This is a genomic window from Neisseria sp. HMSC03D10 (assembly GCF_001807625.1).
Classification (GTDB): Bacteria; Pseudomonadota; Gammaproteobacteria; order Burkholderiales; family Neisseriaceae; genus Neisseria; species Neisseria mucosa.
The window spans coordinates 1-11214 of sequence record NZ_KV789504.1 but is presented as its reverse complement, the minus strand read 5'-3'; the positions used below and the strand labels follow the sequence as shown (position 1 = coordinate 11214).

Here is an 11214-nt window from a genome sequence, read left to right as displayed (position 1 = left end):
CTGAAAGCAGGCGATGTCAACATCACTGCCGAGGGCATCAACGCAGGCGGTAAGAAAGTCACCAACGTCGCCGCAGGCACCGTCGCCGCAGACAGCACCGATGCGGTTAACGGCAGCCAGTTGTATCAAGCTAATCAGGCGATTAACCAAAGGGTGACCAACCTTGGCAATTACGTGGTGAACATGGGCAACCAAATCAACCAACGTATCGACAATGTGGAAAGCGACTCCAAAGCCGGTACCGCAGCAGCCATGGCGGTGGCAGGTCTGCCGCAAGCCTACCTGCCGGGTAAGAGTATGATGGCGGTTGCAGGCGGCGTTTACCGCGGTGAAAGCGGCTACGCAGTCGGCTTCTCCAGCATCTCCGACGGCGGCAACTGGATCATCAAAGGTACTGCTACCGGAAACTCGCGCGGCCACTACGGCGCGACCGCAGGTGTCGGTTATCAATGGTAATCCTGATCTAAAGCCTGTTTGAAGGCAAAGCAAAGGTCGTCTAAAAACCCAAAACAGGGTTTTTAGACGACCTTTTTCTATATCGGGTTGAATAGGAGGGGGTGGTTTTCCAATATGCTCGGTTTCACAAACACTCGCTTGACACAAAACGCCAAGATTTGTTTTCAGACGACCTTGCAGCCATGCCCGACTATTTTTTGTGGCAAAATTCAGCCATGTTCCACATGGTCAGTCCGCGTATTTAAACTGAAGAAATTTCAAGCCGGCTGACCAAACAGATTACAAGGAGAAACAGACATGAGCCGCATTTTATCCTCACTGCGCTATCCGCTGATTCAAGCACCGATGGCGTTTGCGCATGACACAGAGCTGCCTTTGGCTGTCGGCAAAACCGGCGCTTTGGGTTCGTTGGCGGGGGCGATGTATGACACCGCAGGTTTGGAAAAAGCATTGGCACGGATGAAGCAGGAAGGCGGCGGCCGTCCGTACAACCTCAACTTTTTCGCCCACCGCACGCCGTCTGCCGACCGCGCGCAACAGGACGCATGGTTTGCCGTGTTGCGTCCGTATTTAGAGGCTTACGGGCTGACGGAAAACGATATTCCCTCCGGTGGCGGACGGCAGCCGTTTGATGCCGACACTTTGGCATGTGTGGAACGTTACCGACCGCCTGTGGTCAGCTTCCACTTCGGTTTGCCCGCGCCCGAATACTTGCAGCGCGTTAAAGCGACGGGCGCGGAAGTGTGGAGCAGCGCAACGACGGTCGAAGAAGCCGTTTGGCTGGAGCAAAACGGCGCGGATGTCGTGATTGCTCAAGCGTGGGAGGCGGGCGGTCATCGGGGTTGGTTTTTAAACCGCCATCCCGAGAGCCAAAGCGGCTTGTTTGCCCTATTGCCCGCCATCCGTAACGCCGTGCGCCTGCCCGTTATAGCCGCAGGCGGCGTTTCCGATGCCGCCGCCGTCCGCGCCGCCATCCAAACCGCCCGACCCGAAGATACCGTGGTGACCAACTTGTTCAGCGGCGGCGCAGCGCGCGGGCTTTACAACCGTTTCATACGCGAAGCCGGCCCGATGAATGACGCGGCACTCCCGTTCCCCTTGGCCGGCGCAGCCGCCGGCGCATTGAAAGCCGCCGCCGAAAAACAAGGCTGCTACGACTTTTCCCCATTTTGGGCAGGACAAAACGCAGGACTGTGCCGCCCCGGCAGCGCAGCGGAAATCGTTGAGCGGCTGTGTAGCGGTATCGAGCGTTAGGACGGTTTGAATACGGGCAAGGCGGACATGGCAAACAAGGTCGTCTGAAAATGTGAACTAGGTTTCCAGACGACCGGTAGCGTGGGCTTTGCCCGCGAAATGAATATCAAAGATAACTGCCCTATTCGGATTGTCGGACGGAAGGTTCGCGGGCAAAGCCCACGCTACGGGCTGGGTTTATTTCGAGTCTGTCGGGTTAAATAAAAGGTCGTCTGAAAACGGGGGGAGTGAGTTTGTTTCTCCCAAACTCAAATCTCAAAGTTTTCAGACGACCTTGTTTTAACTTGCAACCTGCCCCCTCTCCCGTTCGGCGGGAGGGGGCTGGGGAGAGGGTGGTTCTACGGGTTGTACGAATTTGATTTGACCTAAAGCCGCAAAGCCACCCCCATCCTAACCTTCCCCCGCTAAACGGGGGAAGGGACAGATTGCTGTTGCTGCAACGAGTAGCGTGGGCCTTGCCCACGGGATAAATGCCGAAATGGATACCCATTCGGCTGTTGTCTGATTTGAATTGTCAGGTGGTAGATTTCGCGGGCAAAGCCCACGCTACTTGGGTTATCACAAGCCTGTATTGATTGAATAAACGAGGTCGTCTGAAAACGGGGGAGAACGAGTTTCTCTAAAACTCAAATCTCAAAGTTTTCAGACGACCTCGTTTTTATCTGCAACCTGCCCCCTCTCCCGTCTGGCGGGAGAGGGCCGGGGAGAGGGTGGCTCTATGGGTTGTACAAATTTGATTTGACCTAAACCCACAAAGCCACCCCCATCCTAACCTTCCCCCGCCGGACGGGGGAAGGGACAGATTACTGTTGCTGCAACGAGTTGCGCAGGGCGGTTTACCGCTTTATTTCTTATCGCCATTTTCGGGGCGCACCCAGCCTTCGATGATGGTTTGGCGGGCGCGGGCGAGGGCGAGTTTGTTGTCTTCGACGTTTTTGGTAATCGTGCTGCCTGCGCCTGTCGTGACTTTGTTGCCGAGTTTGACGGGGGCGACTAGGACGCAGTTGGAGCCGATGCGGACTTCGTCGCCGATGATGGTTTTGTATTTGTTCACGCCGTCGTAGTTGGCAATAATCGTGCCTGCGCCGAAGTTGGTTTTGCTGCCGACTTCGGCGTCGCCGATGTAGGTGAGGTGGTTGGCTTTGGTGCCTTTGCCGATGGCGGCGTTTTTGATTTCGACGAAGTTGCCGACGTGTACGTCGTCTGAAAGGCGGGCTTGCGGACGCAGGCGGGCGTAGGGGCCGATTTGGTTGTTTTGTCCGACTTCGCAGTCTTCGAGGTGGGAGAAGGGGGCGATTTTGCTGTTTGCGCCGATTTTGGCGTTTTTGATGACGCAGTTTGCGCCGATTTCGACGTTGTCGCCGATTTCGATGTCGCCTTCGAGGACGACGTTGACGTCAATCACGACGTCTTGTCCGTGTTTCAGACGACCTCTTAAGTCGAAGCGGGCGGGGTCGCGCAGGGTGACGCCTGCTTTGAGCAATTCTTGCGCTTGTTCGGTTTGGAAGATGCGTTCGAGTTCGGCAAGCTGGAGTTTGTTGTTCACGCCGGCGGCGAGGTGGGAGGCGCGCACTTGGACGGGATGGACTTTGATGCCGTCGGCAACGGCTTTGGCGATGAGGTCGGTCAGGTAGTATTCGCCTTGGGCGTTGTTGCTGGAGAGGGTGTCCAGCCAGTTTTTGAGTTTGGCGTTGGGCAGGACGAGGATGCCTGTGTTGATTTCGCGGACGGCTTTTTGGGCGGCGTCGGCGTCTTTTTCTTCGACGATGGCGGTTACGCTGCCTTGGCTGTCGCGGATGATGCGGCCCAAGCCTGTCGGGTCGGCGGGAACGTCGGTTAACAGGCCGACTTCGCTGCCTGCGGCTTCGAGCAGGGTTTCGAGGGTGGCGGTGTCAATCAGGGGAACGTCGCCGTACAACACCAGCGTGCGGCCTTCGGCGGCAAGGTGCGGCAGGGCGGTTTTGACGGCGTGGCCGGTGCCGAGCTGTTCGGTTTGTTCGACCCAGACGACGTCGCGTTTGACGGTGTCCAAAACTTGGTCTTTGCCGTGTCCGATGACGACGCAGATGTTTTGGGGATTCAGGGCGGCGGCGGTGTCGATAACGCGCTCGACCATGGGCTTGCCGCCGATTCGGTGCAGCACTTTGGGCATTTTGGAATACATGCGCGTGCCTTTGCCGGCGGCGAGGATGACGATGTTGAGGGGTGTGGCGGACATGATGGGCTTTCTCGAATGCAATGTTGATGAAGGGGGTATTTTGGGGTCTTCTGAACGGGGTTTTGGGGTTTCAGACGACCTTTTTATTTGGGTTTGGTGTGCGGACGTGGGGATTATGGTTTATTGGGTTTGGGGTTCCAGCGGTACGAGTCGGCATGGCTGCCGTGTTCCAAGCGGTCGAGTGTGGTCGGTTTCAGGGGCGTGCGCGCGGATGTGTCGGCGGGACGGCTGTCGAAGTCGTAGCGGTCTGTGGTGCAGCCGCTCAGGATGGCGGCGGTAACGAAAATCAGGGCGAGGGAACGCATGGTTTTCTCCTTGTGAAGGACGGCAGATATGGGACGAACGGGATGGCGGTTATGTTTGAGGTCGTCTGAAACGGAAAAAACGGTTTCAGACGACCTCTGCGGGCGGATTATTCTTCAGTTTGCGTTTCGGGCGCGGTGTGTCCGGCGCCTTGGGGTTTGTTCCATGTCGTGCCGCGTACGTTTTCTTGGTCGCCGTGCAGCGGTTTGAGGGTGCGGCGTTCGGGGCGGTATTGGTTGTAACGCATATCGCGGGAGTAGGTGCCGTCTTCGTAATAGATGCGCGTGCCTTTTTCGTATTTGGGGCGCAGGGAGGTGTGGCCGGATTCGTTTTGGTAGGTTTCCCAAGTACAGCCGGTCAGGGCGGCTGCGGCGGCGAGGATGAGGGCGGTGTATCGCATGATGGTTGTCCTTGTGGTCGGGCGGATTGGTGCCGTTGTTCAAACCCGATATTGTAAAGGTTTCAGACGAGTGCCGACAGTTTTTCGGCACATTCGGCGAGCGCCTGCATATCTTTTGCAACGGCGTCGGTAAAGGGCAGGGGATGGGCTTTGCTGCCGAACCATACGGTTTTCATGCCCAGCTCTTTGGCTTGGTGCAGGTTGTCCGCGCTGTCGTCTATCATGATGCACTGTCCGGGTTGGGCGTCGAGCAGGCGGCAGACGGTCAGGTAGGCTTGCGGGTCGGGCTTGTAGCGCAGCCCGAAGTCGTCCGTGCCGAAGAGTGCGTCAAAACGGTTTGCCAAACCCAATGCCCCGATGATGGCGCGGACGTAAAACGAAGGGCCGTTGGAAAAAACGGCTTTGCGTCCTTTCAGACGACCTAAAACGCTTTCGGTTCCCTCCATGCCCTGCAATTTTGCCAAGATTTGCGCGATGGGATGGCTTTCGCGCAGAAATTCGCGGATGTCGATTTCGGGATGGTGGATTTGCAGGCCGGCAAGCGTTGCGCCGTATCGGTGCCAATAGTCCTGACGCAGGTCGGATGCCGATTCTTCGGAGAGTTTGAGGCGTTGCGCCATGTAGTCGGTCATGGCGCGGTTGATGATGTAAAAAATGCCTGCATCGGCGTTATGCAGCGTGTTGTCGAGGTCAAAAAGCCAGACGGGGGAAAGGTTCATGTCGTGTGTTGGTGCGGATTTTGTTATGATGTTTCGTATTTTACCCGTACAAAGGTTAGAGAATGAAACTGAAATTATCCGCCCTCGCCCTCCTGTTGGCTTCGGCAAACTTATCCGCCCAGACTGAAGTGCGCCTTGCCGTGCACAAATCCTTCAGCCTACCCCAATCCGTCATCGCGCAGTTTGAAAAAGCCAACGACGCCAAAGTCTCCGTCATCAAGGCGGGCAGTGGCAACGAAATGCTCAACAAGCTGATTCTCAGCAAGGCCAACCCGATTGCCGACGCGGTTTACGGTTTGGACAACGCCAACATCGGCAAAGCGCGCGAAGCGGGCATACTGGCGGCGGCGCAGCCCAAATCCGCGCCCGTTTCAGCGGGGATGCCCGTCATCGCGGCAGTCAATTACGGCTACGTTACCCTCAATTACGACAAAAAATGGTTTGAACAGAAAAAACTGCCGCTGCCCAAAACCTTGCAGGACTTGACCCGCCCCGAATATAAAAACCTGCTGGTGACGCCCTCGCCCGCCACCTCCTCGCCCGGACTTGCCTTCCTGATGGCGAACATCGGTGGCATGGGCGAAGAGGGCGCGTTCAAATGGTGGGCGCAGATGCGTCAAAACGGCGTGAAAGTCGCCAAAGGCTGGAGTGAAGCCTATTACACCGACTTCACCCAAAACGGCGGCGCGTATCCGCTCGTCGTCAGCTACGCCGCCAGCCCCGCCGCCGAAGTCCACTACTCCAAAGGCAAATACAGCGTGCCGCCGACCGGCAACCTCTTCCTCAAAGGCGGCGTGTTCCGCCAAGTCGAAGGCGCGGCAGTCTTGAAAGGCGCGAAACAACCCGAGCTGGCGGCAAAACTCGTACAGTGGCTGCAAAGCGGCGAAGTGCAAAAAGCCCTGCCGACCGAAATGTGGGTCTATCCCGCCGTGAAAAACACGCCGCTGCCCAAAGTCTTCGAGTTCGCCCAAGCACCGAAACAAACCGACTCGCCCAGCCGAAACGACATCGACACCAAACAGAAACAATGGGTCAGCCGCTGGACGAAGACCGTGTTAAGGTAAGCGGAAAGGTCGTCTGAAAAGCCGCCGCCTTATCCCGTCGGCTGGATATAGTCAAATGACTTTATTTTCGATACGCAACTTATTGGTTGCCGTCATTCCCGCCGTAGCCTACGCGAGGACAGGCTCAGGCGGGAAGCCATTTTTGAAATTTGGAAGCTGTTTTTGAAATCAAGGTTTCTCAAGTTTGACGATGGATTCCCACCGTAGCCTGTCCTCGCGCAGGCGGGGGCGGGAATGACGGAATTTGATGATATGCCGTATTTAAAGTTAAGGATATTGGCTATAAAAAGGGTCGTCTGAAAACCTAAAAACGGTTTCAAACTTATCGAAACCATGTTTCAGACGACCCCTTACCGTTTCGTTTTGAATGAAGGAACCCCATGAAGAAGCCCCTACTCTACGCCTTCACGCTGACCGCACTTGGCGGCTGTTTCTACACCGAAACCCCATACGGGCGCACCGCCGTCCTCGACCTGCCCGTCCATTCCCAAACCACCATCAACAAAACCGTTACCGTCAACGCCCCGCCGGGGACGACCGTCATTTATCAAGACAGCGAGCCGGTCCACCGCTACGGCTATCCCTACCCGCCTTACCCGCGCCCGTATCCCGCGCGTCGGGTTTATTAAGATCAAAAGGTCGTCTTAAAAATTCATTTCTGCTTTCAGACGACATTATCCTTTTGTCCTTCAAATATACCGTTTAAGTTGTTCTTTACATTTTTTGTTTAAAATTAAATTAAACTAAGGAAGGTTAACCGACCTCAGTTTTTTTAATACGCAAATCTAAGGAACAACATGAAAATTCTTCTCTCTACACTTACCCTATCCGCCCTCCTGCTCACCGGCTGCGGTACACTGACCGGCATTCCTTCACACGGCGGCGGCAAACGCTTTGCCGTCGAACAAGAACTCGTCGCCGCCTCGTCCCGTGCCGCCGTCAAAGAAATGGATCTGTCTGCCCTGAAAGGCCGAAAAGTCGCCCTTTACGTTTCTACCATGGGCGATCAAGGATCGGGCAACATTACCGGCGGACGCTACTCCATCGACGCATTGATTCGCGGCGGCTACCAAAACAACCCCGACAGCGCCACCCAATACACCTATCCCACCTACGATACTACTGCCACTACCAAAGCCGATGCGCTCTCCAGCGTTACCACTTCCACATCGCTTTTGAACGCCCCCGCTGCCGCCCTGACCAGAAACAACGGACGCAAAGGCGAACGGTCTGCCGGACTGTCCGTCAACGGCATGGGCGACTACCGCAACGAAACCCTGATTACCAACCCCCGCGACGTTTCCTTCCTGACCAACCTCGTCCAAACCATCTTCTACCTGCGCGGCATCGAAGTCGTACCGCCCGAATACGCCGACACCGACGTATTCGTAACCGTCGACGTATTCGGCACCATCCGCAGCCGTACCGAACTGCATATCTACAACGCCGAAACCCTTAAAGCCCAAACCAAGCTCGAGTATTTCGCCGTTGACCGCAACAGCCGGAAACTGCTGATCAAACCTACCTCTGCCGCCTACGAATCCCAATACAAAGAAAAATACGCCCTTTGGACCGGTCCTTACAAAGTCAGCAAAAACGTCAAAGCTTCAGACGGCCTGATGGTCGATTTCTCCGACATCACCCCCTACGGCGACACAACCGCCCAAAACCGTCCCGACTTCAAACAAGGCAATGCCCAAAACCTTGATGTCAGCGACGAAGTCATCCGCCGCCGTGAAGGAGAATAAACCGTGAAACCGCTGCGCAGACTGACAAACCTCCTTGCCGCCTGCGCCGTAACGGCGGCTGCCTTCGGGCAGCCCGCCCTCGCGGCGGACTTAAGGAACGACCCTGTAGTGCAGGATTTGCTCCGACGGGAGAATTTCGACCCCGGCAAAAAATTCCACCTCTTCGGCAAAGCACGCGGAACCGTGGCCGAGCGTACCGGACTGATGACCATTTCGCCCACCATCACACAGCGGTCGGGCAATTTGCAGATGGAAACCGCAACCATCTTCAGTAATCCCGGATATATCGTCCGCTTTTCCGGACACGGACATGAAGTCCATTCCCCGTTCGACAACAGTGCCAGCAAAAGCGACAGTTGGAAAGGCGGCAAAGTAATCGACGGTACGGGCATGACCTTTGCCAGCATGTCATGGGACGGCTACGAACACCACCCTGCCGACGGTTACGACGGCCCGCAGGGAGGCGGCTACCCCGCACCTCACGGCGCCCGGGATATTTATTCCTACGTTGCGAAAGGCCAGGTAAGGAGGCAGACTGTTGTTCACGACGACAACCGTTCGACGCAGCAACGGTTTGCGGACAGATTCGGCAACATACCGAAAAATTTTTCCGACCGTGCCGGAGAAGCCAATAAAAAAATGTTCGAACACAACCCCGGGCTCAACCGCTGGGGTAACAGCATGGAATTTATCAATGGTGTCGCCGCAGGTGCCCTCAATCCCTTTCTCAGCGCCGGAGAAGCCATCGGCGTAGGCGATGCAGTTCAAGGGACGGGTTTTGCCATCGATATGGCGACTGCAGCGGCCATCAGCACCATGTCGCCGGACAACGCCATTGCCGCCATCGACCATTTGAAGAGTTTGGCAAAATCGGAAGAAAAAATCGGCAAAACTGTCCGCGATTGGACGGCAGAAAATCCCAATGCTGCCGAAACCGTCGAAGCCATGTCCAACACCCTGCCATATGCCAAAGCCAAAAGCCTGACGAAGGCGGCAAAAGCAGGGAAAGCTGATGTCAGCAGAGATTTCTCAACATCCTACACCTGCTCCTTCCACGGCAGCACCTTGGTCAAAACGGCAGACGGCTACAAAGCCATTGCCCGTATCCGGGCCGGCGACCGCGTTTTTGCCAAGGACGAGGCAAGCGGAGAAACGGGATACAAACCCGTTACCGCCCAATACGGCAATCCGTATCAAGAAACCGTTTACGTTGAAGTTTCAGACGGCCTCGGTAAAATACAAACCCTCGTTTCCAACCGCATCCACCCGTTTTATTCGGACGGCAAATGGATTAAAGCGGAAGATTTGAAAGCGGGAAGCAGGCTGTTTGCCGAACACGGTGCAGGGCAGACCGTTCAGAGCGTTACCGTCAAACCGGAACCGCTGCAAGCCTACAATCTGACCGTTGCCGACTGGCATACTTACTTCGTCAAGGGTGATAAGGCGGAAACGGAAGGGGTTTGGGTTCATAATGAGTGTCCGTATAGTGGCAATAAAAACTTTAATACTGACAGACCATCAGGGTTTCGAAAATCAACTGTTGAAAATGCTTGGGATGCTGCCAAAGATGGCAGTAAACCTAATACGAAACAATGTCCAACATGTGGTAAAGATGTACGTGGAAATCCACATAATAGAGAAAATAGAAATACCAAAGATGGTTGGGACGTAAGTCATAATCCTTCTTGGAATAACCGAGATAAAAATCATGCCAATAGAAAAGAACTGATTAATGATTTTAATTCTGGGACAGGGTTGGAATGCCGCCATTGTAATCGTTCAGGAAAAGACAATGATAGTAGATTTAAAAAGTAATATGATTAATCATGTTGAAAAATATATAGGCACTATTTCTCATGGATCGAAAAGTGATTCGGGAAGTCAGTACAAATTAAATATCGCAGCTATTCCCTCTTCCCCTAACAGGGATTTAAAAACTTATATTACTTTAGGGTTAAGCAAACATGATCTGAATTATAAAAGTAGATTTGAAATACTTTTTGTATGTTCTTTAAAATATGATGAAAATCAGATTTTTCCATTTTTAAGATGGTTGGCAGAAACCATCATTGAGAACAAAAAAATTCTTCTTCGAGGACAGGTTATTTATTTGCCTAGAAGCATTGTTGATTCAACAAAAATGGATGCACTGTATGTTTCCGCCCCATTTTATTTCGATGATGATTTTCAGGTCTGTTATGGCGAACACTACAATATTGTTTTCCCTTTGCTTGTCCCGTTGTATAAACAGGAAGCGGAATTGGTGGAAAAAAAGGGTTGGAATGCTTTTGAGCAGTTCTTGCTGGATAATGAAGTTGACAACCTTTCGGATATGAATAGGAAACCGTTTGTTTGGTAAATGCCGTTCTTCAGACGACCTTTGAAAACAGGCTAAAAACATGGCATATAATCAAAAAGTCTTGTCCCACTTGCAAAATTTTTGGATAAATCATGAAATTAAAGGATTTACTTGGACTTTAGGAAGGGTTGTTGAAGAACTTCCCGATTTCCAAGTTTTCCAAGTGATTCCTAATCATGAAGATGAGCCTTGGGTTTATGTCAGCTCTGGGATAGGTCCATTTTTAGGACAGGAGTTTTTTATCGTCAGCCCGTTTGAAACGCCCGAACATATTGAGACCTTGGCAATGCTGGCATCGGCAAGTATGCATTATCCTGATCAATTTCAATTAGGGAAAACCGTCAATATCGGCAGACCGTGGGTTGAGCAATCATCCTTCCAGCATTTTCTGATTTCTCTGCCTTATCCTCATGGGCAAGAGTTGGAATATATGGATAATGTCCGATTTTTCTGGTTATTGCCGATTACTCATCAAGAGAGGCTTTTTTTAGATACTCATTCGGTAGAGGACTTGGAAACGAGATTTGATGAGGTAGGTATTGATTATTTAGATATAAATCGTGCAAGTACTATATAGCAGGGTGGATTAAAAACCCAACAATCAAAAGGTCGTCTGAAAAACCTTGTTTCGGGTTTTCAGACGACCTTTCGTTTATCTGCCGGAGACCTTTGCAAAATTCCCCAAAATCCCCT

At 53.3% G+C, this 11214-nt stretch carries 12 protein-coding genes and 1 pseudogene; 9 read left to right on the top strand and 4 right to left on the bottom strand.

The genetic code is table 11. The features are described from left to right. Together HMPREF3066_RS11995 and HMPREF3066_RS02445 are read left to right on the top strand one after the other, a co-directional pair. A partial coding sequence (locus HMPREF3066_RS11995) for a YadA family autotransporter adhesin (RefSeq protein WP_210385686.1) occupies window positions 1-456 on the top strand: 456 nt, incomplete at its 5' end. Window positions 457-753: 297 nt separating this feature from the next. Further along, complete coding sequence (locus tag HMPREF3066_RS02445) at window positions 754-1710, top strand: NAD(P)H-dependent flavin oxidoreductase (protein WP_070440224.1); 957 nt, start codon at window positions 754-756, stop codon at window positions 1708-1710. A gap of 844 nt (window positions 1711-2554) precedes the next feature. Here HMPREF3066_RS02445 and glmU read toward each other — a convergent pair. The 4 genes from glmU to HMPREF3066_RS02425 all read right to left on the bottom strand — a co-directional run bounded on the left by glmU (window position 2555) and on the right by HMPREF3066_RS02425 (window position 5350). Further along, window positions 2555-3928, bottom strand: coding sequence for a bifunctional UDP-N-acetylglucosamine diphosphorylase/glucosamine-1-phosphate N-acetyltransferase GlmU (glmU, locus tag HMPREF3066_RS02440; protein ID WP_070440222.1), 1374 nt, complete (start codon window positions 3926-3928; stop codon window positions 2555-2557). 113 nt (window positions 3929-4041) lie between these two features. Beyond that, a complete protein-coding gene (locus HMPREF3066_RS02435) occupies window positions 4042-4233 on the bottom strand; it encodes a hypothetical protein (protein WP_003766199.1) in 192 nt (63 codons plus the stop codon). A 107-nt stretch (window positions 4234-4340) separates the two neighbouring features. Then, window positions 4341-4631 carry a hypothetical protein gene (locus HMPREF3066_RS02430; RefSeq protein ID WP_016687858.1) on the bottom strand — a complete coding sequence of 97 codons (291 nt, stop codon included), beginning with the start codon at window positions 4629-4631 and terminating at the stop codon, window positions 4341-4343. 62 nt (window positions 4632-4693) lie between these two features. Continuing rightward, window positions 4694-5350, bottom strand: coding sequence for a pyrimidine 5'-nucleotidase (locus tag HMPREF3066_RS02425; RefSeq protein WP_070440220.1), 657 nt, complete (start codon window positions 5348-5350; stop codon window positions 4694-4696). A gap of 62 nt (window positions 5351-5412) precedes the next feature. On the opposite strand from HMPREF3066_RS02425, the gene HMPREF3066_RS02420 reads away from it, so the two are divergent. The 7 genes and pseudogenes from HMPREF3066_RS02420 (at window position 5413) to HMPREF3066_RS02395 (ending at window position 11098) form a co-directional block, all read left to right on the top strand. Continuing rightward, window positions 5413-6414 carry a thiamine ABC transporter substrate-binding protein gene (locus tag HMPREF3066_RS02420; RefSeq protein ID WP_070440218.1) on the top strand — a complete coding sequence of 334 codons (1002 nt, stop codon included), beginning with the start codon at window positions 5413-5415 and terminating at the stop codon, window positions 6412-6414. A gap of 380 nt (window positions 6415-6794) precedes the next feature. Further along, window positions 6795-7043, top strand: a complete 249-nt coding sequence (locus HMPREF3066_RS02415) for a hypothetical protein (RefSeq protein ID WP_016687861.1) — start codon at window positions 6795-6797, stop codon at window positions 7041-7043. A gap of 168 nt (window positions 7044-7211) precedes the next feature. Then, entirely contained in the window at window positions 7212-8162 is a 951-nt protein-coding gene (locus HMPREF3066_RS02410; protein ID WP_060975136.1) for a hypothetical protein, read from the top strand. Between the two features lie 3 nt (window positions 8163-8165). Next, window positions 8166-9191 (top strand): annotated as a pseudogene (locus tag HMPREF3066_RS13480) (MafB family polymorphic toxin); the annotation flags it as partial. 36 nt (window positions 9192-9227) lie between these two features. Further along, window positions 9228-9977: an HINT domain-containing protein gene (locus HMPREF3066_RS13475; RefSeq protein ID WP_321178893.1), complete on the top strand. Its 750-nt coding sequence runs from the start codon at window positions 9228-9230 to the stop codon at window positions 9975-9977. A 1-nt stretch (window position 9978) separates the two neighbouring features. Next, window positions 9979-10521, top strand: coding sequence for a suppressor of fused domain protein (locus HMPREF3066_RS02400; protein WP_070440226.1), 543 nt, complete (start codon window positions 9979-9981; stop codon window positions 10519-10521). 40 nt (window positions 10522-10561) lie between these two features. Then, window positions 10562-11098 (top strand): suppressor of fused domain protein, encoded by a 537-nt coding sequence (locus HMPREF3066_RS02395; protein WP_070440214.1) that lies wholly within the window; start codon window positions 10562-10564, stop codon window positions 11096-11098. The last annotated feature ends 116 nt before the right edge of the window (window positions 11099-11214 follow it).

Excerpts from the sequence above, each read along its gene's own strand:
- HMPREF3066_RS02445 (WP_070440224.1), top strand. The coding sequence starts at position 754 with ATGAGCCGCATTTTATCCTCACTGCGCTATCCGCTGATTCAAGCACCG.
- glmU (WP_070440222.1), bottom strand. The coding sequence starts at position 3,928 with ATGTCCGCCACACCCCTCAACATCGTCATCCTCGCCGCCGGCAAAGGC.
- HMPREF3066_RS02435 (WP_003766199.1), bottom strand. The coding sequence starts at position 4,233 with ATGCGTTCCCTCGCCCTGATTTTCGTTACCGCCGCCATCCTGAGCGGC.
- HMPREF3066_RS02430 (WP_016687858.1), bottom strand. The coding sequence starts at position 4,631 with ATGCGATACACCGCCCTCATCCTCGCCGCCGCAGCCGCCCTGACCGGC.
- HMPREF3066_RS02425 (WP_070440220.1), bottom strand. The coding sequence starts at position 5,350 with ATGAACCTTTCCCCCGTCTGGCTTTTTGACCTCGACAACACGCTGCAT.
- HMPREF3066_RS02420 (WP_070440218.1), top strand. The coding sequence starts at position 5,413 with ATGAAACTGAAATTATCCGCCCTCGCCCTCCTGTTGGCTTCGGCAAAC.
- HMPREF3066_RS02415 (WP_016687861.1), top strand. The coding sequence starts at position 6,795 with ATGAAGAAGCCCCTACTCTACGCCTTCACGCTGACCGCACTTGGCGGC.
- HMPREF3066_RS02410 (WP_060975136.1), top strand. The coding sequence starts at position 7,212 with ATGAAAATTCTTCTCTCTACACTTACCCTATCCGCCCTCCTGCTCACC.
- HMPREF3066_RS02400 (WP_070440226.1), top strand. The coding sequence starts at position 9,979 with ATGATTAATCATGTTGAAAAATATATAGGCACTATTTCTCATGGATCG.
- HMPREF3066_RS02395 (WP_070440214.1), top strand. The coding sequence starts at position 10,562 with ATGGCATATAATCAAAAAGTCTTGTCCCACTTGCAAAATTTTTGGATA.